Below are 19,721 nucleotides of genomic sequence, written 5' to 3'. Positions count from 1 at the left end.
TGACTCTCTCAGGCGTGCAGGTCGATGCCCTTCGGCTCCTTGACCATCGATACTCCGATGAGGGAGATCACCGCGGCGATCGCGATGTACACGCCGATCGTCCAGGCTGCCTGGAACTGATTCATCAGCGATTCGGCGATCATCGGGGCGAAGGCCCCGCCGAGGATGGCGCCCAGCGCGTACCCGATCGAGACGCCCGAGTACCGCACGTTCGCAGGGAACATCTCCGCATACAGAGCCGCCTGTGGGCCGTACGACAGGCCGAGCGCGAAGGTCATCACGAACAGCGCCACGAAGTACCAGAGGATGTTCGCAGTGTCGATCAGGAACCACATGGGCACTGCCCAGAGGGCCAGGGCGATGTACCCGATCTGGAACGTGCGGACGCGCCCGAGACGATCCGACAGGTGCCCGCCCCAGAGCGTGAAGATCAGCCACCCGAATGATGCGAGCGTCGTGGCCAGCAGCACGGGAGGACGCTCCATGCCGAGAGCGGTGACGGCGTACGTGGCGAAGAATGCGATGAGCAGGTAGCCGGCGGCGTTGTTGCCGATGAAGATGAGCGCGGTGAGCACGACCTGCTTGGTGTTCTTGCGGAACAGACGGCCCAGCGGTGCCGAGGCCTCCTGCCGGCGACGACGGAGATCTTCGAAGACGGGGCTCTCGTCGACCGCACGCCTGATCACATAGCCGACGGCGATCAGCACGATCGACAGCAGGAACGGGATCCGCCACCCCCACTCGAGGAACGCCTCGGGCGACATCGAGCTCGTCAGCACCCAGAGCGTGGCCGTCGCGAGGATCATGCCGATCGGGACGCCGATCTGCGGGAATGCGCCGAAGAGTCCCCGTCGGGTGGTCGGCGCGTGCTCGACGGCCATCAGCGCCGCTCCACCCCACTCGCCGCCGGCCGAGAACCCCTGCAGGATGCGCAGGACGATGAGCAGGATGGGTGCGGCGACTCCGATCGCGGCGTACGTCGGGAGCAGCCCGATCAGCGAGGTCGACAGGCCCATCATCACGAGCGTGAAGACCAGCATCTTCTTGCGCCCCAGCTTGTCGCCGAGGTGCCCGGCGATGATGGCTCCGAGTGGACGGAAGAGGAAGGAGATGCCGATGGTCGCGAAGGAGAGGACCTGTGCGAATCCCTTGTTCTCCTCGGCGATCGGCGCCAGGAAGAGCGGGGCGAGCACCAGGCCCGCGGCCTGGGCGTAGATGAAGAAGTCGTACCATTCGATCGAGGTGCCGACGAGTGTGCTGGCAAGGACGCGTCGCTCCTCGGCGGGCATTCGCCCTGTCGAGGTGCGAGCGGAGACTGCTGACGTCATGAGAACTCCGTTGTTCTGCGGTGGGGGACGAGCGACGGCGGGTCGCGTCGCTGCACTTACCGAATGATCGGTCAGTAAAGGTCGAGCGTAGCGCATGAGGGGATGCGACCCAAGGTCTGCACTGTATGCGCTCGATGGCATGTGACTTCTCACATTCTCGCATCGACATGCATTCTGCTCTCGACCGGAGGATCGGCACCACCGTACTCTCCAGATGGGGCGTCGGATCTCGACGTGATGAACGATTCGGAGGAACGTCATGCGTGTTCGGATTCGTGGTCGGGCGCGTGCCGCGCTCGGAGTCGTCGGGATCGGAGCGCTCCTCGCGCTCTCCGCTTGTGCGCCCTCGGTGGAGCCCTCGACGTCAGCGTCACCGACGCCAGAGGTCTCCTCGCCAGAGCCGTACACCGGACCCGTGTCATTCGTCGGCGACGAACTCTCGTGGCTCTTGCCCTCCGCCGACGACATCCTCGCTCTGATCCCCTCGGCGACGGAGGTGAGCGCACCCTCCGATGCTCTGGAGCAGATCTCCGACGGTGGTGGACCGGAGTTCACGCCGGCGATCTGCGGTGTGCTCTACATGGAGCAGTCGCTCGCTTCTCTGGGAGCGCGGACGATGTCCTGGTCGATGCCGAGCGACAGCGAATACACCCCGAACAGCGTCATCGCCATGCAGTTCGCCGATGAGGCTCACGTGACCGCGCGGATGGACCAGCTCGAGCGTGCTGCGTCAGAGTGCGGCGAGTTCGACTACGGCGGTCCCCAGACCTTCGCGTCGGTCGTCGCGGATGGCGAGGACGGTGCCCGGGCGCTGGCGGGAACACTGAACGCCGACCCGTCCTCGGACGGCTGGAGGGTCTTCCACGGATTCGCGGCAGTGGGGAACACACTCGTTCACCTGACGACCTCTCTGCCCGATGCCGCACCGATCGACGCGGAGGCCGCGGTCGAGCTGCTGCAGACGACCGCTGTCGGTGCGAAATCCGAACTCGTGGAGAGTCTGACGTCGACCCCTCCGGCAGGGACGACCGAGCCCGAGGGCGATGCATCCGTGCCCTGGGCCGAGTGGTCCATCACGGGGTCGGGTGCCGGCCCGATCCGCCTCGGCGACACCTACGACGTCGTCGTGGCTGTGCTGCCGGATGCTGCGGTGACTCCACCCTCGTACCCGGGTGGTCCGTCGACCTTCACGAGCCCGGACGGCACCGCCTCGCTCATGGTCACAGCGACCGAGGACGGGACGATCTCCGAGATCACCGCCGGCGCTCGCTCTGATGAAGAGGATGCCGGAGTCGACGGCATGGCGGCACCGCACGCGCTCGAGGTGCGTATTGGTGACCCGGTCTCGTCGGCGCTCGCCGCGTTCCCGTCGGGAACTCGAGTGCACATCTCGTCTTCGGGGCAGTGGGCGTACTATGCCGCCGACAGAGAAGGACGACTCCTCACCTTCCACACCACTCGGGACGACACCGACTCCACGGAGGCGCGGATCATCGGCATCACAACCGCCGACACCACCCTGCGAGGAGACCTCACCGTGGAGTGAGGGTCTCGTGGTGCCGCCCCGTGCCGGGCATCGTCACACTCGCCCGAACGCGCGCAGCGGATGCTCGATCAGCGCGGTCACGCGCCGGAGGAAGCTCGCGGCGTACCCGCCGTCGCACACGCGATGATCGAACACCAGCGACAGCTGCGCGATGCGGCGAGCGACGACCTGACCGTCGACGACCCACGGGCGCTCGATGATGCGGCCGATGCCGAGGATGGCGACGTCGGGGTGATTGATGATCGCGGCCGAGCCGTCGACACCGAGCCCGCCGTAGTTGTTCAGGGTGAAGGTCGAGCCGCGCAGGCGCTCGGCTGGCATGGCCCCCGACCGGGCTGTCGCCGTGAGGTCCCGCAGCGCCGCGTCGAGCTGCTCGACGGTGAGTTCGTGCGCGCGGGGGACGACGGGCACCAGGAGTCCGCGGTCGGTGTCGGCCGCGACGCCCAGGTTGACGCCGTCGAAGGAGATCAGCTCGGATGCGTCATCGCTCAGTCGTGAGGCGAGGACAGGATGCTCTTCGAGAGCGAGAAGCACGAAGCGCGCGATCAGAGCGGTGATGGAGGGCGCCCTGCTCCCTTCCGGCGCCATCTGCGATCGCAGTTCCCACAACTCGGTCGCATCGACGTCGACCCAGACCGTCGCTTCGGGGATCTCGGAGCGACTGCGAGTCAGTCGGGCGCTCACGGTTCGGCGCAGCGGCGACAGGCGTTCACGGGAGGCGACGCACAGGCCGTCGAGCGTGTCCGTGTCAGTGCTCGTGCTCGCATGACGGTGCTGGGCGGTGGCTCCGACGACGGCGTCGTCGACCGCGGCAGCGAGGACGTCGGCGCGTGTGATGGCGCCGTCATGTCCCGAGGGGACGATCGCGTGCACGTCGAGTCCGAGATCGCGTGCCAAGCGCCGGACGAGAGGGGAGCGGACCGCAACGGGACCCTGAGCTCGAGCATCCTGCGCCCGATTCTCGGGCACGGGCGTCTCAGGAATGGGTACCTCGGGCACGGGCGTCGCGCTGCGGGACGTCTGGGGGGTGGTCTCCGTCAGCGAGGGCGAGGGCATCCTTCCGGAGGTCACTCGCGGACGGCGGCGTCCTGACCGGCCACGCTCGGTGGTGCCGTATCCGATCAGGACGTTGCCCGAGCCGGCACGTTCCTCGTCGCGGTATGCCTCGTGCTCGACGGCGGCCGAGGGATCCCTGCCGCTGAAAGGGGCGCTGTCGGCGACCTCGAGCACGGGGGCGCCGACGTCGATGGTGTCGCCGGGTGCACCGTGCAGCGCCGTCACGACTCCCGCGAACGGCGACGGCAGCTCGACGATGCTCTTGGCCGTCTCGACCTCGGCTATCGCCTGATCCGTGACGATGCTGTCGCCCACAGCGACGAGCCACTGTACGAGGCCCGCTTCGGTCAGCCCCTCACCGAGATCCGGCAGACGGAAGACATGGGTGGTCAGCGCGGTCATGACGCACCTTCTTCGTGCTCGGCGTCCTCCCAGTGCAGCGAGTCGATCGCGTCGAGGACGCGGTCGACATCGGGCAGGTGCCAGTGCTCGAGCTTCGGCGGCGCGTACGGGATGTCGAACCCGGTGACTCGACGCACCGGCGCCTCGAGGTACTCGAAGCACCGCTCGAAGACACGGGCCTGGATCTCGGAGGCGACGCTCACATAGCCCGGCGCCTCGGCGATCACGACCGCTCGCCCGGTCGACCGCACCGCGGAGGTGACGATCGCGTCGTCGAAGGGCGACAGCGAACGGACGTCGATGACCTGCACACTGCGTCCTTCGGATGCGGCGACGTCGGCGGCCTCCAGCGCCAGAGGCACAGACGCGCCGTAGGCGAGAAGTGTGACATCGGTGCCTTCGCGCGCGATGCGGGCGGTGCCGATGTCGGCGGCGACCGCGGTGTCGACCTCGCCCTTGGTCCAGTACAGCTTCTTGGGTTCGAGGAAGATCACGGGATCCGGCGAGGCGATGGCTGCGCGCAGCAGCGAATACGCGTCCTGCGGCGTCGACGGACTGACGACGGTGAGTCCGGGCGTGTGTGCGTAATAGGCCTCGGACGAGTCGCAGTGGTGTTCGACACCGCCGATTCCGCCGCCGAAGGGGATGCGGATGACGATCGGCATCCGCACCGCGCCGCGCGTGCGGTTGCCGATCTTCGCGACATGGCTGACGATCTGCTCGAAGGCCGGCAGAGCGAAGGCGTCGAACTGCAGCTCGACGACGGGACGCATGCCGTTCATCGCCATGCCCACCGCGGTGCCCACGATGCCCGACTCTGCGAGCGGGGTATCGAAGCAGCGGTCCTCTCCGAACCGTGCGGTGAGGGCGTCGGTGATCCGGAAGACCCCGCCGAGCGCTCCGACGTCCTCGCCGAAGACCACGACGTCGGGATCGGTCTCGATCGCGTCGGCGAGTGCGAGGTTCAGTGCGGCGGCCATGCTCATGGTCGACACCGTCGTCGGGTGCTCCTCCACGCGGCGGTCGTCGTGTGCGATGGTCATCGGATGCCTCCTGGTGCAGCGTCGGCGGTCCGCTCGATCTCTCCACGCAGCATCTGCCACTGATCGTCGAGCTGTGGCGACCGCGTCTCGGTCACGAAGCGGAAGAGATCTTCGGGGTCGATGTCGGCATCCGCATTGAGCGCCTCCCGCATCGCCGTCGCGGTCTCGTCGGCGGCGGCCGCGTACTCCGCCTCGAGCTCGGGTGTGAGTGCTCCGGTCTCAGTGAGGTGAGCATGCAGGCGGGTGAGCGGGTCGCGCGCGACCCAGGACTGCACCTCGGCGCGCTCGCGGTAGCGGGTGTCGTCGTCGGCATTGGTGTGCGCCTGCATCCGATAGGTGTGTGCTTCGACCAGGCTCGGTCCGCCGCCCGATCTGGCGCGGTCGACGGCCTCGCCGAGCACGGCCAGGACCGCCGCGACGTCGTTGCCGTCGACGCGTTGGCCGGGCATGCCGTAGCCGATCGCCTTGTGGGCGAGTGACGGTGCCGCGGTCTGCCGACTGAGGGGAACGGAGATCGCGAATCCGTTGTTCTGCACGAAGAACACGACGGGCACGTGGAAGACGGCGGCGAAGTTCAGAGCCTCGTGGAAGTCGCCCTCGCTCGTGGCGCCGTCGCCGCAGAGGGCGAGGACGACAGTGTCTTCACCTCGCCGCTTGGCCGCGTAGGCGAAGCCCACGGCGTGCAGCAGCTGCGTCGCGAGGGGAGTGGCCTGCGGGGCGACATGGTGGGAGCGGACGTCATAGCCCGAGTGCCAGTCTCCCTTGAGGAGGACGAGGGCCTCATCGGCCGGGACGCCCCGCTCGATGACAGCGACCGAGTCACGGTATGTGGGAAAGAGCCAGTCGTCGGCGGCGAGAGCGAGGGCCGCACCGACCTGGCAGGCCTCCTGGCCGTGCGACGAGGGGTAGACGGCGAGGCGGCCCTGGCGTACCAGAGCGCTCGCCTGGTCGTTGATGCGGCGGCCCTCGACGAGCCCGCGATACGCGGCGAGAAGGGTGTCGGTGCTCGGCAGGACGAACTGGTCGTCAGCCGTCGCTGTGCCGGAGGCATCGATCAGCTGCACAGGTTCATCCCGCGGCAGGAACCGTGCCTCGTGTCGTTCGTCGCTCATACGTCCGCCCTCCTTGCCGAACCCGATGACACGAGCATGCGCTCGCGGCGGCAATCGTCCAAGGGCTACCCGAGAATCCTGAACGACTGAGGTTCCGATGGAGATCCTGTGCGCAAAGTGTCAGAATTCTGGCACCGGACGAAGGGGTTCCAGAATCATGCTCGATGACACCGATCACGCCATCCTGCGCGAATTGCAGCGCGATGCCCGGGCGTCAATGACGGCGATCGCCGAGGCGGTGCATGTCTCTCGAGCGGGAGCTCACGCGCGCATCAAGCGACTCACCGATGCCGGGGTGATCACCGGCTACACCGTGCGCACCGACCCGGTGCGGCTCGGGCACCACGCGAGTGCGTATGTGACTCTCGCGATCGAGCAGGCGACGTGGCAGGAGGTGAGTGCGCGGTTGCGGGCGATTCCCGAGATCGAGCACATGGCCCTGGTCGGCGGGGACTTCGACGTCATCCTGCTCGTTCGGGCCAGCGATGCGCGCGACCTTCGTCGCATCGTGCTCGAGGACATTCAGGCGATTCCGTCGATCCGCTCCACGCGCACGACACTCATCTTCGAGGACTTCGCGCTGATCTGACCTGGCCTCGTCACCGGGGCTGAGCTGGACTGGGCTGTCCTGATCTCGTTGCCGGCGCCATGAGGGCATCGGTGGGATCGCCGTCTCCGAACGGGCGGCGGATGGCGGCAGGTGCGCCTGACCTCTCAGCCGATGACGAGATCGAACCCGCGGTCCGTCGCCACCACCCGCACCTGCGTCAGGTCGTCGACGTGATACTCCGGGTCGTGCGCGCGGGCGTGCGAGCCGACTCCGACGACCCGCATCCCCGCGGCGTGCGCGGCCTGGATGCCGGCCGCCGAGTCCTCGAAGACGACGCAGTCCTCAGGCTCGACTCCGACCAGCTTCGCACCGAGCAGGAAGCCCTCGGGGTCAGGTTTCGACGCGCTGACGTTCTCTGCCGTCACCGCGAGGGGCGGCACCGAGAGTCCGGCCGCCTGCATCCTGGCCGTCATGAGCCGCAGGTCTGCCGAGGTGACGATCGCGTGCGCGTGCTCGCGAAGGCTCGAGAGGAAGACCGCAGCTCCGGCGATCTCGATCACGCCGTCGACGTCGCTCGCTTCCCGCGCGAGCATGTCGCGGTTCTCGCTGAGGTTGATGGCGTGGTCGCGGTCGGGGAGCATGATCGCCATGCTCTGGTGCCCCTGACGCCCGTGCACCACCCGGAGCACGGTAGCCGGATCGATCGCGTGGGGCTCCGCCCAGGCGAGCCAGAGCCGCTCCACCACAGCGGTCGAATCGACCAGGGTGCCGTCCATGTCGAGAAGAGCGGCGCGGGCGGAGATCGTCTCGGTCATCGTTTCAGCGTAGCGCCGGGATCCGAGGATCCATCGAGTGCGTGCTCCGTACGCGTGAAGATCCCCACGGCGCGGGCGCGACCCGACATACTTCAAGGAGAATACTCGGAAGGGGGAGCCATGAAAGCCATCAGCGCGAAGGCCATGGGCGTTCTGCGGCAGCTGCGTGGCCCCGACACGGCCGATGCCGTCTTCGAGGCGACGGCCCTCATCGTCGGCACCGTCTTCCTGCTCGTGGGGTTCGCGGTGGCCTTTCCCGTATTCTGGGGACGCGAACTCGCCATCAGCGGTCCCGGGTCGATCGGCGTCTTCGCCGCGATCGGCGGGGCCGTGACCGCGATCCTTGCGTTCGCAGCCGGGCGCTTCGCGGTTCGGCCCGGCGAGATCGATCCGACTGCGGTGCGCGACGGCTTCAGCGTTCCGGGTGACCGGCTGCGCTGGTACGACCTGGCAGCTATCGCGTTCGCGCACGCCGCGATCGCCTATCTCGGGTGGATCGGAATCGCCGAGCTCCTCGAACGCAGCTTCACCGGCGCACCCGTCTTCGCCTTCCCCGGGGCCGTGCTGGTGGCCGTCGCCTTCGCTCTCACCGCGTACGTCTCGTTCCTCAGCTCCGTGGCGCTGACGCCCGTGGTGCTGTCACTCGTGCTGGCGGTCTTCCTGGTCGTCGGTGCGTTCGCGGCGATGCTCGCGTCCAGCGACGTGGACTGGTGGAGGGACAACCTCTCGGCTCTGGGAATGAGCAGCAACAGTGCGTCGCTCGCCTTCAATCTCACCCTCATCATCGCCGGCATCATGGTGACGACCATCGCACGCTACGCCACGGCCGGGCTGCCCGCGGCCGCCCCGCAGGACCGGCGCGGCCGCACCGTCGTCCGTGGCGGTCTCATCCTCATGGGGATCTTCCTCGCGTGCGTCGGCGTCTTCCCGGTCGACGAGTTCTTCCTCGTGCACAACTCCGTCGCCACCGGCATGGTCGTCGTGTTCGCTGTCGTCGTGGTGGGCCTTCCCTGGTTCCTGCCCACGATCCCGAAGGTCTTCGTCGCGTTCGGATGGGCCTTCGTGCTGGTGATCGTCCTGCTGGCGGTGTTCTTCGCGACGGGGTACTACAACCTGACGGCCGTCGAACTCATCGCGGCGGTGCTGATCTTCAGCTGGATCATCGTGTTCCTGCGCACCGCGGGTTCCGTCGTCTCGGTGGACGGACTCGAGCCCGTCCGACCGTGATCGTCAGTCTGCGTCGGCGGTGTGCAGCGGCTGCGTCGCCTGCGAGGTGCGCTGCAGCGCATCGACCGTGGCGTCGTGGCGTCGCTGCCCGATACCGACGAACAGGCAGTCGACGACCGCGAGCTGGGCGATGCGACTGACCATCGCCCCCGCGCGCAGTCGAGGCTCGCGTGCATGCGTCAGCAGCGCATGATCGGCGTCGGCGACGAAGGGGGAGGCCGCATTCCCGGAGATGGCGATCGTGACGCTCCCTGCCGAGCGCGCCGACTGCAGGAACGTCACGGTCTCGCGAGTGGTGCCGGAGTGGGAGAGTCCGATCGCTACGGACCTTCGCGATCCCAGCGCGGCGACCGCCGTCGCCTCATGCGAGTCCGATGCGACCACGGCGAGCCGCCCGATGCGCAGCAGCTTCTGGCCGAGGTCGGCAGCCACCAACCCGCTCGCGCCGACTCCGAAGAGGACGATCCGGTCGGCGATGTCGACGGCCTCGACCGCTCGCGCCAACGCGTCGTAGTCGAGGGCGGCGATGGTCTCTTCGATCGCGAGCAGTTCGAGGGCGGCGATCTTCGCGGTCGCCTGGCGCAGCGAATCCGCGGCGGAGATCTCCGAGCCGAACCCCGACGAGGCGCGGAACTGGGCCGATTCGCGACCGAGCTCGGCCGCCACCGCCCTGCGCAGAGTGGCGTAGCCGTCGATCCCGATCGCGCGACAGAAGCGGATCACGGATGCGACCGAAGTCTCGCATGTCGAGGCCAGCTCGGTGATGGTGCTGTCGACCACGATCGAAGGCGTCTGCGCGATCACTCGGGCGATGCGGGCGAGTGATGGCGGCAGGGTGTCGCTCGCCGCGGCGATCGTCGTCTGGACGCTCATCGGTCTCCTGCCTGGTCGTGTTTGAACAATTCTTTCACGGAGGCACCCCCGTGCGTAGACTATTTTCATGCCCACCGATTCCGCCGTGCTCGCTGTCGACCTCGGCAAGTCGCGGTGTCGTGCGGTCCTGTTCGATTCCGAACGCCGTCTCGTGTTCGATGGCGCCGGGGCTCCGGGACTCGCGGCCCGAGACGGCGTCGCGGCAGCGCTCGCCGCTGTCCTGCCCGCGCTCGACCGCGTCCGCACCTCCTCGATGGCGCTGACCGCCGTGTCGGTGGGCGCCGCAGGTGCCTGGGCGGCACCCGCCGCGGCTGCCGAATTCGCACGTCGGCTCGCCACCGCAGCAGAAGTCCGCTCCGTCGTCGCCTCGGACGTGGTCTCGGCGCATGTCGGGGCGCTCGGAGGGGGACCCGGTGTGCTGCTCATCGCGGGAACGGGGGCAGCCGCCCTCGGCATCGAGGCCGAGAGTGCGCGCCTGATCGACGGATGGGGACCCGAGCTCGGCGACTTCGGCAGCGGATCGTGGCTGGGCCGAGAGGCCCTCCGCGCCGTGCTGCGCGCAGCCGCGGGGCAGGGTGAGCGCACGTCTCTGGAGCGCCTTCTGAGGCCCGCGGTGGGCGAGGCCTCCGACATCCAGTCGTGGATGTCGCACGAGGGTCCGCTCGCACGCCGACTCGCCTCGCTCGCACCCGTCGTCCTCGACGCCGCCGAGGCCGGTGACGCTGTCGCGTCTCGAATCGTGCGCGAAGCCGCACGGCTGCTCACCGGCTCGGCTGAATCCGCGACCGCGCTCTCGGTCGGAGTCGCCCTGCACGGCGGCTTGACCGATCACCCGTGGTTCCGTTCCGAGCTCGAGCGAGCGCTGGTCGCGGCAGGCCGCGATCCCCTCGCGCCGCGGGGTGACGCCCTCGACGGCGCCCGGCTCCTCGCCGAGCGCTCCGATCTCCCTCACGAAAGGTTCGTGCACCGTGCCGACTGAAGATCCGCGCCTGAACGCCCTCCTCGATGTGCTCTCGAGCCTCGGCACCGAGGCCTCGACCACCGACCGCGGCGACCTCGACCTGCTCGACACGACCGACCTCGTGCGCCGCATGAACGAGGAGGATCGGCGTGTGCCCGAGGCGGTCGCCGCGCGCGGCGCGGAGATCGCCGCCGCCGTCGACGGCATCACCGAGAGGTTCCGCAGCGGGGGACGCCTGATCTACATCGGAGCCGGCACCGCCGGGCGAGTGGGGGTGCTGGACGCGAGCGAGTGCCCACCGACCTTCGGCACCGATCCGTCGATGGTCGTGGGGCTCATCGCGGGGGGTGAGGCGGCCATCCGCTCGGCGGTCGAGAACGCCGAGGACGACGAGGACGCAGCAGGGATCGCTCTGCGCGAGCTCGATCTCTCAGCCCTCGACACGGTCGTGGGCATCTCGGCATCGGGACGCACGCCGTACGTCGTCGGCGGGTTGCACGCCGCTCGTGAGAAGGGTGCGCTGACGATCGCGATCGCCTCGAACGCGGCGTCGGAGATCGGAGCGATCGCCGACATCGCGATCGAGGTGGTGACCGGCCCGGAGTTCATCTCCGGCTCGACGCGGCTGAAGTCGGGCACGGCGCAGAAGCTGGTCGTGAACATGCTGACGACGCTGTCGATGATCAAGCTCGGCAAGACCTATCAGGGCGTCATGGTCGATCTGCTCGCGACGAACGAGAAGCTCCACGCCCGATCGATCCGCACGGTCACCGAGCTCACCGGGGCGGACGTGCCGACGGCGGCGAGGGCGCTCGCCGAGGCCGACGGGTCGGTCAAGCTCACGACTCTCATGCTGTCCACGGGGGCGTCCGCGGATGCGGCGAGGGAGGCGCTGCGCGAAGCCGACGGCATCCTCCGGGTCGCGATCGACGCGCTGACCCGCAGCTGAGATCGGCGCGTCGATCAGCGGAGCTCAGTGCGTTCCGCCGAGCTCGATCATCGCGACGCCGGCGCCGATGAGCACGACGCCGATCGCCATGAGAACCGAGAAGTGGTTCTTGAAGATCACTCGGCCCAGGACCGCCGTGATCGCGACTCCGGCGGCGGCCCACACGCCGTAGGCGACGCCCACCGGCATCCCCATCGCGAGGATCGTGCCGAGCAGGGTGAACGCCGCGAGGTATCCGACCACGATCACGGGGATCCAGCGTCTGCGGCGCAAGCCCTCGGAGGCCCGCAGGCTGAGCGTCGCGGTGACCTCGCTCGCGATCGCGAGGGCGAGGAGGAGCCAGGTCACGATACGGCCTCTGCCGTCGTCTCGCGGGTGTGGGATCCGAGCTCGACGAGCAGCACTCCCAGCACGATCGCACCGATGCCGATGATCTGCACCGGCCCCAGCAGCTCGCCGAACAACACGGTTCCCATCACCGCGGTGAGCACGACACCGAACGCCGACCAGATGCCGTAGGCGACTCCCACCGCCATGCCGCGTTCGAGGACGACCGACAGCAGCCAGAGCGAAGAGGTGTATCCGATCACCACGGGAATCAGCCACAGCGGATGCGTGAAACCCTCTGCGGCCCGCAGCGAGAGCGTGGCGGTCACCTCGAGCGCGATCGCGATCAGCAGCGGTGGCCATGCCGACGGGTGGGGGCGGTCTGTCATCGGAGGCCTTTCGACGCGGGTCTGCGTGGGGGAGAACGCCTCGGACACTCGCACGATTCCCTGTCGCAGAGGTGAACGGCCGCGAGACCCGGCGATTTCGGAACACCGCCGCGCGACGCGTACCCTGGATGGCATCCCCCGAAGCTCACCCGGCAATCTCGCGCGCCGGCGACCTCGGCGCGCTCACACATGCAAGGACGCAGATGAACGTTATCGCCGCACCCCACGACGACTGGACCGCGAAAGAGGAGCTGGCCGAGCGGATGATCCCGCTGATCGGCACGCTCAAGCGCGAGCACGACGTCGTCACCTCGTTGCACGGCCACCGGCTGCTCGGCCTGTCGGCCACCGGCATCGTCGAAGTGCACGATCGGGTCACCCAGCTCGGGCACGAACAGCTCGCACTCGACGACACCCTCGCGGTGCTCGAAGCGGTCGCCGAGCTCGCCCCCGGCGCCTCGTCGCTCGACCTGGCACGCCTCGCCGAGGGACATGCAGACAGCGATCGCCCGCTCGACGCCTACCTCGCAGAGGTGCTCGCCCCCGCGATCGATGCAGTGGCGGCTGAGCCCACCGACGTCGTGTTGTACGGCTTCGGGCGCATCGGCCGCCTGCTCGCACGCATCCTGATCGCGCACAACGGCGGGGGCAGCGGCCTGCGTCTGCGAGCGATCGTCGTGCGCCGTGGGTCTGAGAACGATCTCGTCACGCGCGCCTCGCTGCTGCTGCGCGACTCGGTGCACGGGCGCTTCGCGGGGTCGGTCACGGTCGACGAGGACGCCGAGCAGATCATCGCGAACGGCACGCGCATCCAGGTCATCTACTCCGACGACCCTTCGACCATCGACTACACCGCCCACGGCATCGACGATGCGATCGTCGTCGACAACACCGGTCGCTGGCGGGACGAGGCGGGGCTCAGCCGTCACCTCGAGTCCACCGGTGTCGCGCGCGTGCTGCTCACGGCTCCGGGCAAGGGCGCGCTGAAGAACATCGTGCACGGCATCAACGACAGCAGCATCGCGCCCGACGACCGCATCATCACCGCGGCCTCGTGCACCACGAACGCGATCACCCCCGTGCTCAAGGCGATCGACGAGGCGTACGGCATCGTCCGAGGCCACGTCGAGACGGTGCACTCGTTCACCAACGACCAGAACCTGATCGACAACTTCCACAGCGGCGACCGACGAGGGCGCTCGGCCGTGCTGAACATGGTGATCACCGAGACCGGTGCCGCGAAGGCCGTCGCCCGCGCGCTTCCCGAGCTCGAGGGCAAGCTCACCGGTTCCGCGATCCGCGTGCCCACTCCCGACGTCTCCCTGGCGGTGCTGCACCTCAGCCTCGAGCGCCCCGCGGTCAGGGACGAGCTGAACGACTACCTGCGCCGCGTCTCTCTGCACTCGAAGCTGCGCCAGCAGATCGACTACGTCGAGAGTCCCGAGGTCGTCTCGACGGACTTCGTCGGATCGCACCGCGCCGGCATCGTCGACGGACTCGCGACCATCGCGAACGACCGAGACGTCGTGCTCTACGTCTGGTACGACAACGAATACGGCTACTCGTGCCAGGTGATCCGCGTGCTCGAGGTCATGGCCGGTTCGCACCCGGTCGTCCTGCCGGAGCGGCGCGAGGTGACGCTGCACGGCTGAGGATCGTCGCGAGCCGGAGAACGGAGGCGAAGGCGATCGGGCTCGGCGTGTCTCGTCTCGACTCGCCGACGGATGGCCAGGCGGTCTGCGTTCTCCGGCGCATGTCGCGGGTTCCGGGCATGATGAGGGCATGAAGACCGGGATACTGCGCACCGAGCGGCTCCGTTCGCATCGGCTCAGCGCTCCGGCGCGTTCTGTCACGGATGCCGCTGGCCACATGCTCGCCGTGCAGAGCCAGGACTTCACGGCCGGTCGGTGGGCTCTGGCATCGCGCACCCGAGGGGAACCGACGCTGCGCGCGGTCGATCGCGCCTTCGGCCGGGGCGATCTCGTGCGGGCGTGGACCATGCGCGGCACTCTGCACATCATCCCTGCACGCGACCTCCGCTGGGTGCTGTCGGTGACGTCCGCACGGCAGCGGCAACAGGCGGCAGGCCGACGTCGCGACCTCGGCATCGATGGGGCGATGGTCGAAGCCGTCGTGGCGGCAGCCGTGCCGAGGCTGCGCGACGGCGGCCTCACGCGCGCCGAGATGTTCGAGGTCTTCGCGGGCATCGGCATCGAGCCGGGCGGGCAGCGCGGCATCCATCTGCTGAGCGAGCTGACGCTCGACGGACTGATCTGCCAGGGGCCGGTGGTCGTGCGCGACGGTGTCAGCCGCGAGCAGCGTTTCGTGCTCGTCGAGCAGCACATCCGCGAGCATGCGGCACCGGACGACCCGCTCGCCGAGCTCTTCGTCCGTTACATCGACGGGCATGGCCCGGCCGGGGTGACCGACTTCGCCTGGTGGTCGGGCCTGACGCTCGCGCAGTCACGTGAGGCACGAGACCGTGCAGCCGAGAGGGTCGTCGAGATCGAGCAGGGCGTCTACGTCGCCGCGGTGCGGCCCCGACGTGCGTCGGATGCGCGAGACGTGCTCGCGCTCGGCGCCTTCGACGAGTACTACATCTCCTATGCCGACCGCACGGCGGTCTGTGCTCCCGAGAACCTCGCCGCAGTAGGTCCGGGCAAGAACGGCATGGTGCGGGCGACCATCATCGCGGGCGGTCGCGTGATCGGATGCTGGACGCACGCGAGCGCCTCGCTGGGGTCTCCACCCGAGCTCTTCGATCACGATGGACGCGACGGGCCGGCCGACGACGAAGCGGTGCGCGCGGCCCTCGCTCGCTTCACGCGCTTCCTCGACGGCTGACACCGACCCGCGTCACTCGCTCGCGTGACGCCCGAGGAAGTTGTAGACCTCGTTGTCGTCGACGCCGGGGAAGGCGCCGCGGGGGAGCGGGGAGAACATGTGCGTGTGCACGCGCGCGCTCGGCCACGCCCGACCGTTCCAGCGCTCGGCGAGATCGGCCGAGGGGCGACGGCAGCACGCCTCGTCGGGGCACGTCGAGACGGCCCGGTCGACGGTCTCGCGTCCACGCCACCAGCGGGCGTCGTCGAACGGGACCCCCACCGTGATCGAGAACTCGCCGTCCGTCGAAGCGCCCGTCTGGGTCGAGCACCAGAACGTGCCCGAAGGGGTGTCGGTGTACTGGTGGTGCTCGGTCGTGCGGTTCTGCTGAGTGAAGGCGCCTCGAGCCTGGAACTTCCGGCAGACGCGCTGACCCTCGACGGCCCCCGTGACGTCCATCGGCAGGGGGAGATCGTCGTTCTCGTACACGCGGGTGATCGCGCCCGTGGCATCGACGCGGAGGAAGTGCAGAGACATGCCCACATGCTGTGTGAGCAGGTTGGTCATGCGCATCCCGGCCGCCTCGTGCGTCACTCCGAACGCGTCGCGGAAGTCCTCGACTGCGAGGTTCCGGTCTTTCTTCGCCTGCGCGAGGAAGGCGACGGAGGCGGTCTCGGGCATCAGGCAGCACGCGGCGTAGTAGTTGATCTCGAGCCGCTGCTGCAGGAAGTCGGCGTAGTCGGTGGGAGGGGTGTGACCGAGCAGGCGGTGCGCCATCGCCTGCAGCGCCATCGACCGCAGGCCGTGCCCGCCGGGGATCGAGGCCGGCGGCAGGTAGATGCGGCCGTTCTCCAGGTCGGTGACCGACCGGGTCGAGTGGGGCAGGTCGTTGACGTAGATCAGCTCGAAGCCGAGCTTCTCGGCCATGATGCTCACGGTGCGGTGGGTCAGGGCGCCCTGCACGTGCCCGGCGGACCGGAGCTGCTTCTCGGCGAGCTTCTCGATGTCGGCGAGGTAGTTGTGCTGTGCGCGCATGCGCAGTCGCAGCTCGGTGTTCGCACGACGGGCCTCTTCAGGGGTGGCGATGGCCTCGCGCTCGCGCCGCTGGAGCTCGCGGTGCAGGCCGAGCACCGACTCGATGGTCTCATCGCTCACGCCCTTGGTGACCCGCACCGGCGCGATGCCCAGCTGACGGAAGACCGGGCTCTCCTGCGCGCGTTCGAGTTCGATCTCGAGGGCGGCGCGCCGGTTCGGCGGCTCACCCGAGATGAGGTCGGTCACCTCGGTGCCGGTCGCCTGTGCGATCGCCTGCAGAAGTGAGAGCTTCGGTTCCCGCTTGCCGTTCTCGATCAGGCTCAACTGCGACCCGGCGACGCCGACCGCCGCACCCAGCTCGTCGAGCGTGAAGCCCTTCTCCAGGCGGTGATGCCGGATGCGATGACCGAGGGTGGTGAGGTGGATGCCGCTGGTGACCATTCCTTGATGATATCGAAAGATTGTCGATTCTTATGCAAGATATCGCCCGAAAGTCCGGCAAGGATCGGGAGAAGATGGATCAAACGCCCCCTACTTCAAAGGAGCAGTCATGGCGATCGCCGAAGTCTTCACCCCTCGCACCTCCTCCGTCGCACCGGTACGCACGTTCGGAACTGCTCCGACGTATGACACCCCTGCGATGGACGAGCTGGTGGCGTGGGTGGACGAGATCGCCGCACTCACGAAGCCTGCGTCGGTTCACTGGGTCGACGGCTCGCGTGCCGAGAACGACTGGCTCCTGCGCGGACTCGTCGAGGAGGGCAAGCTGATCAAGCTGAATCCCGAGTGGCGTCCCGGCTCCTACCTCGCCCGCTCGCACCCCAGCGACGTCGCCCGCACCGAGGGGCGCACGTTCATCTCGTCGGAGAACGAAGAGGACGCCGGACCCACGAACAACTGGGCTCCGCCCGCGCAGATGCGCGAGAAGATGACCGAGATCTTCGAGGGGTCCATGCGCGGTCGCACGATGTTCGTCGTCCCGTTCTCGCTGGGACCTGTCGGCGGCCCCCTGTCGCACATCGGCGTGCAGGTCACGGACAGCGCGTACGCGGTCGCATCCATCGGCATCATGACCCGCGTCGGCGACGCCGTCACGCGTCAGATCGCCGACGGGGCGCCCTGGGTCAAGACGGTCCACTCGGTCGGCGCACCTCTCGCCGCCGGCGAACCGGATGTCGAGTGGCCGTGCAACGACGAGAAGTACATCGTGCACTTCCCCGAGACCCTCGAGGTCTACTCGTTCGGCTCCGGCTACGGCGGCAACGCGATCCTCGCCAAGAAGTGCTTCGCGCTGCGCATCGCCTCGGTGATCGCGCGCGACGAGGGATGGCTCGCCGAGCACATGCTGCTCATCCGTGTCATCGACCCTGCGGGCAAGGCGTACCACGTCGCTGCTGCGTTCCCCTCGGCGTGCGGCAAGACGAACCTGGCCATGCTGCGACCGACCATTCCCGGATGGCGCGTCGAGACGCTCGGCGACGACATCGCGTGGATCCGCCCCGGAGAAGACGGTCGCCTCTGGGCGATCAACCCCGAGGCGGGCTTCTTCGGCGTCGCACCGGGCACCGGCGAATCGACGAACGTCACCGCGGTCGAGACCCTGTGGGGCAACACGATCTTCACGAACGTGGCGCTCCGTCCCGACGGCGACGTCTGGTGGGAGGGACTGACCGATCAGGCGCCCGCCCACCTGACCGACTGGGAGGGCAACGCCTGGACGCCCGACTCGGGTCGGCCTGCTGCCCACCCCAACTCCCGCTTCACGGTCTCGGCCGCGCAGTGCCCGCAGATCTCGGAGGACTGGGAGGCCGCGGTGCCGCTCGACGTCATCCTCTTCGGCGGACGCCGCGCGACCAACGTGCCGCTCGTCGTCGAGGCGACCGACTGGACGCACGGCGTGTTCCTGGGATCGAACATCTCGTCCGAGCGCACGGCTGCAGCCGAGGGCACGGTCGGCGAGCTGCGCCGCGACCCGTTCGCGATGCTCCCGTTCTGCGGGTACAACATGGCCGACTACTTCGGTCACTGGCTGAGCGTCGGCCGCGGTCTGCGTTTCGACCGGGCACCGCGCATCTTCCAGGTGAACTGGTTCCGTCGCGGTTCCGACGGACGGTTCCTGTGGCCCGGTTTCGGCGACAACTCGCGTGTCGTCGACTGGATCATCCGCCGCATCTCCGGCGAGGTCTCCACGGTCGACAGCCCGATCGGACGACTGCCCATCGTCTCGGACCTCAACCTCGACGGCATCGACGTGCCGCAGGCCGATCTCGACGAGCTGTTCTCGGTCGATGCGGAGGCCTGGAAGACCGAGGCCGACCTCACCGAGGAGTTCTANTCGGCCGCGGTCTGCGTTTCGACCGGGCACCGCGCATCTTCCAGGTGAACTGGTTCCGTCGCGGTTCCGACGGACGGTTCCTGTGGCCCGGTTTCGGCGACAACTCGCGTGTCGTCGACTGGATCATCCGCCGCATCTCCGGCGAGGTCTCCACGGTCGACAGCCCGATCGGACGACTGCCCATCGTCTCGGACCTCAACCTCGACGGCATCGACGTGCCGCAGGCCGATCTCGACGAGCTGTTCTCGGTCGATGCGGAGGCCTGGAAGACCGAGGCCGACCTCACCGAGGAGTTCTACGACACCTTCGGCGACAAGGTTCCGGCCGCACTGCGTGCGGAGCTCGCCTCGCTGCGCTACCGGCTCGACAAGGCCTGACCACCGGGCCCGGTCACAGACCGGCGCCGGTTCGGGGGAGCCGGCGCCTCATCCCTTTCCCAGACCCGCGAAGGCGGGAAGTCAGAGACGAACCCATGGCTGAGTGGTCTCCGGCATCCCGCCTTCGCGTACTTCGTTGTCGACCCGCAGGATCGATCAGGCGAGCAGCTGGTGTCGTGCCAGATCGCGGTAGAGCGGCGTCGACTCCACGAGTTCGGCGTGCGTGCCCTGACCCACGACGGTGCCGTCCTGCAGTACGACGATGATGTCGCTGTCGACGACGGTCGACAGGCGGTGGGCGATCACCACGAGCGTGCGGTCGGTCGAGACCGCATCGATGGCTTCGCGCATGCGCTGCTCGTTCACGCCGTCGAGTGACGACGTGGACTCGTCCAGCAGCAGGATCGGCGCATCGGTGAGAAGAGCGCGGGCGATCGCGAGGCGCTGACGCTCGCCGCCAGACAGCATGACGCCGTCTTCGCCGACCGGCGCCTGGAGTCCGAGTGGATTGCGCTCGAGGACCTCACCCAGGTTCACCTGTCTCTTACACACATCTGACGCCGCCGACGCTCT

The 19,721-nt window shown here is 68.4% G+C and carries 18 protein-coding genes and 1 pseudogene; 9 read left to right on the top strand and 10 right to left on the bottom strand.

The genetic code is table 11. The features are described 5' to 3' along the window. Positions 1-8: 8 nt before the first annotated feature. A complete protein-coding gene (locus IXW21_RS15615; protein ID WP_194765169.1) occupies positions 9-1,328 on the bottom strand; it encodes an MFS transporter in 1,320 nt (439 codons plus the stop codon). A gap of 415 nt (positions 1,329-1,743) precedes the next feature. Between IXW21_RS15615 and IXW21_RS15610 the strand changes: the two genes are divergently transcribed. Next, entirely contained in the window at positions 1,744-2,874 is a 1,131-nt protein-coding gene (locus IXW21_RS15610) for a sensor domain-containing protein (protein ID WP_194765168.1), read from the top strand. 33 nt (positions 2,875-2,907) lie between these two features. Here IXW21_RS15610 and IXW21_RS15605 read toward each other — a convergent pair whose 3' ends face one another. Genes IXW21_RS15605 through pdhA form a run of 3 tightly spaced genes read right to left on the bottom strand, consistent with a single transcriptional unit; the run spans position 2,908 to position 6,487 of the window. Next, entirely contained in the window at positions 2,908-4,332 is a 1,425-nt protein-coding gene (locus IXW21_RS15605; protein WP_194765167.1) for a dihydrolipoamide acetyltransferase family protein, read from the bottom strand. Further along, complete coding sequence (locus IXW21_RS15600; RefSeq protein WP_194765166.1) at positions 4,329-5,375, bottom strand: alpha-ketoacid dehydrogenase subunit beta; 1,047 nt, start codon at positions 5,373-5,375, stop codon at positions 4,329-4,331. Before IXW21_RS15600 ends, IXW21_RS15605 begins: the two co-directional genes overlap by 4 nt. Continuing rightward, positions 5,372-6,487, bottom strand: coding sequence for a pyruvate dehydrogenase (acetyl-transferring) E1 component subunit alpha (pdhA, locus tag IXW21_RS15595; RefSeq protein ID WP_194765165.1), 1,116 nt, complete (start codon positions 6,485-6,487; stop codon positions 5,372-5,374). Before pdhA ends, IXW21_RS15600 begins: the two co-directional genes overlap by 4 nt. A gap of 157 nt (positions 6,488-6,644) precedes the next feature. Between pdhA and IXW21_RS15590 the strand changes: the two genes are divergently transcribed. Next, positions 6,645-7,076: an Lrp/AsnC family transcriptional regulator gene (locus IXW21_RS15590; protein WP_194765164.1), complete on the top strand. Its 432-nt coding sequence runs from the start codon at positions 6,645-6,647 to the stop codon at positions 7,074-7,076. Positions 7,077-7,201: 125 nt separating this feature from the next. Here IXW21_RS15590 and IXW21_RS15585 read toward each other — a convergent pair whose 3' ends face one another. Beyond that, positions 7,202-7,852, bottom strand: coding sequence for an HAD-IA family hydrolase (locus IXW21_RS15585; RefSeq protein ID WP_194765163.1), 651 nt, complete (start codon positions 7,850-7,852; stop codon positions 7,202-7,204). A 120-nt stretch (positions 7,853-7,972) separates the two neighbouring features. On the opposite strand from IXW21_RS15585, the gene IXW21_RS15580 reads away from it, so the two are divergent. Beyond that, a complete protein-coding gene (locus tag IXW21_RS15580) occupies positions 7,973-9,079 on the top strand; it encodes a DUF998 domain-containing protein (protein ID WP_194765162.1) in 1,107 nt (368 codons plus the stop codon). Between the two features lie 3 nt (positions 9,080-9,082). On the opposite strand, the gene IXW21_RS15575 is transcribed toward IXW21_RS15580, so the two are convergent. After that, positions 9,083-9,952 (bottom strand): MurR/RpiR family transcriptional regulator, encoded by an 870-nt coding sequence (locus tag IXW21_RS15575; RefSeq protein ID WP_194765161.1) that lies wholly within the window; start codon positions 9,950-9,952, stop codon positions 9,083-9,085. Positions 9,953-10,019: 67 nt separating this feature from the next. Between IXW21_RS15575 and IXW21_RS15570 the strand changes: the two genes are divergently transcribed. Both IXW21_RS15570 and murQ read left to right on the top strand, forming a co-directional pair. Continuing rightward, positions 10,020-10,931: an N-acetylglucosamine kinase gene (locus IXW21_RS15570; protein WP_194765160.1), complete on the top strand. Its 912-nt coding sequence runs from the start codon at positions 10,020-10,022 to the stop codon at positions 10,929-10,931. Next, complete coding sequence (gene murQ / locus IXW21_RS15565; RefSeq protein ID WP_194765159.1) at positions 10,921-11,862, top strand: N-acetylmuramic acid 6-phosphate etherase; 942 nt, start codon at positions 10,921-10,923, stop codon at positions 11,860-11,862. Before IXW21_RS15570 ends, murQ begins: the two co-directional genes overlap by 11 nt. A gap of 24 nt (positions 11,863-11,886) precedes the next feature. On the opposite strand, the gene IXW21_RS15560 is transcribed toward murQ, so the two are convergent. Next, the gene (locus tag IXW21_RS15560) at positions 11,887-12,210 is read right to left on the bottom strand and encodes a DMT family transporter (protein WP_194765158.1); all 324 of its coding nucleotides are present in this window, start codon (positions 12,208-12,210) and stop codon (positions 11,887-11,889) included. After that, a complete protein-coding gene (locus tag IXW21_RS15555) occupies positions 12,207-12,578 on the bottom strand; it encodes a DMT family transporter (RefSeq protein WP_194765157.1) in 372 nt (123 codons plus the stop codon). Before IXW21_RS15555 ends, IXW21_RS15560 begins: the two co-directional genes overlap by 4 nt. Before the next feature lie 203 nt (positions 12,579-12,781). Here IXW21_RS15555 and IXW21_RS15550 point away from each other — a divergent pair, with 203 nt between their 5' ends. Beyond that, positions 12,782-14,230 (top strand): glyceraldehyde-3-phosphate dehydrogenase, encoded by a 1,449-nt coding sequence (locus tag IXW21_RS15550; RefSeq protein ID WP_194765156.1) that lies wholly within the window; start codon positions 12,782-12,784, stop codon positions 14,228-14,230. 130 nt (positions 14,231-14,360) lie between these two features. Next, positions 14,361-15,422 (top strand): winged helix DNA-binding domain-containing protein, encoded by a 1,062-nt coding sequence (locus IXW21_RS15545; protein WP_194765155.1) that lies wholly within the window; start codon positions 14,361-14,363, stop codon positions 15,420-15,422. 12 nt (positions 15,423-15,434) lie between these two features. Here IXW21_RS15545 and IXW21_RS15540 read toward each other — a convergent pair whose 3' ends face one another. Continuing rightward, complete coding sequence (locus IXW21_RS15540) at positions 15,435-16,877, bottom strand: XRE family transcriptional regulator (protein ID WP_194765154.1); 1,443 nt, start codon at positions 16,875-16,877, stop codon at positions 15,435-15,437. 109 nt (positions 16,878-16,986) lie between these two features. Between IXW21_RS15540 and IXW21_RS15535 the strand changes: the two genes are divergently transcribed. Together IXW21_RS15535 and IXW21_RS15530 are read left to right on the top strand one after the other, a co-directional pair. Next, a complete protein-coding gene (locus IXW21_RS15535; protein WP_194765153.1) occupies positions 16,987-18,819 on the top strand; it encodes a phosphoenolpyruvate carboxykinase (GTP) in 1,833 nt (610 codons plus the stop codon). Next, positions 18,774-19,148, top strand: a pseudogene (locus tag IXW21_RS15530) (phosphoenolpyruvate carboxykinase domain-containing protein); the annotation flags it as partial. The gene IXW21_RS15535 and the pseudogene IXW21_RS15530, both read left to right, overlap by 46 nt. A 156-nt stretch (positions 19,149-19,304) precedes the next feature. Here IXW21_RS15530 and IXW21_RS15525 read toward each other — a convergent pair. Then, positions 19,305-19,721 (bottom strand): ATP-binding cassette domain-containing protein (locus IXW21_RS15525; RefSeq protein ID WP_194765152.1); only part of this gene is annotated, 417 nt, incomplete at its 5' end.

This window comes from Microbacterium sp. UFMG61 (assembly GCF_015354505.1).
Taxonomy (GTDB): Bacteria; Actinomycetota; Actinomycetes; order Actinomycetales; family Microbacteriaceae; genus Microbacterium.
The sequence above is the reverse complement of the archived record's forward strand: the minus strand, read 5'-3'. Positions and strand labels throughout refer to the sequence as shown.

What these genes read in the sequence shown, in the direction of transcription:
- IXW21_RS15545 (WP_194765155.1), top strand. Translation starts at nt 14,361, where the DNA reads ATGAAGACCGGGATACTGCGCACCGAGCGGCTCCGTTCGCATCGGCTC.
- IXW21_RS15600 (WP_194765166.1), bottom strand. Translation starts at nt 5,375, where the DNA reads ATGACCATCGCACACGACGACCGCCGCGTGGAGGAGCACCCGACGACG.
- IXW21_RS15540 (WP_194765154.1), bottom strand. Translation starts at nt 16,877, where the DNA reads ATGGTCACCAGCGGCATCCACCTCACCACCCTCGGTCATCGCATCCGG.
- IXW21_RS15605 (WP_194765167.1), bottom strand. Translation starts at nt 4,332, where the DNA reads ATGACCGCGCTGACCACCCATGTCTTCCGTCTGCCGGATCTCGGTGAG.
- IXW21_RS15550 (WP_194765156.1), top strand. Translation starts at nt 12,782, where the DNA reads ATGAACGTTATCGCCGCACCCCACGACGACTGGACCGCGAAAGAGGAG.
- IXW21_RS15555 (WP_194765157.1), bottom strand. Translation starts at nt 12,578, where the DNA reads ATGACAGACCGCCCCCACCCGTCGGCATGGCCACCGCTGCTGATCGCG.
- IXW21_RS15570 (WP_194765160.1), top strand. Translation starts at nt 10,020, where the DNA reads ATGCCCACCGATTCCGCCGTGCTCGCTGTCGACCTCGGCAAGTCGCGG.
- pdhA (WP_194765165.1), bottom strand. Translation starts at nt 6,487, where the DNA reads ATGAGCGACGAACGACACGAGGCACGGTTCCTGCCGCGGGATGAACCT.
- IXW21_RS15575 (WP_194765161.1), bottom strand. Translation starts at nt 9,952, where the DNA reads ATGAGCGTCCAGACGACGATCGCCGCGGCGAGCGACACCCTGCCGCCA.
- IXW21_RS15580 (WP_194765162.1), top strand. Translation starts at nt 7,973, where the DNA reads ATGAAAGCCATCAGCGCGAAGGCCATGGGCGTTCTGCGGCAGCTGCGT.
- IXW21_RS15585 (WP_194765163.1), bottom strand. Translation starts at nt 7,852, where the DNA reads ATGACCGAGACGATCTCCGCCCGCGCCGCTCTTCTCGACATGGACGGC.
- IXW21_RS15615 (WP_194765169.1), bottom strand. Translation starts at nt 1,328, where the DNA reads ATGACGTCAGCAGTCTCCGCTCGCACCTCGACAGGGCGAATGCCCGCC.
- IXW21_RS15590 (WP_194765164.1), top strand. Translation starts at nt 6,645, where the DNA reads ATGCTCGATGACACCGATCACGCCATCCTGCGCGAATTGCAGCGCGAT.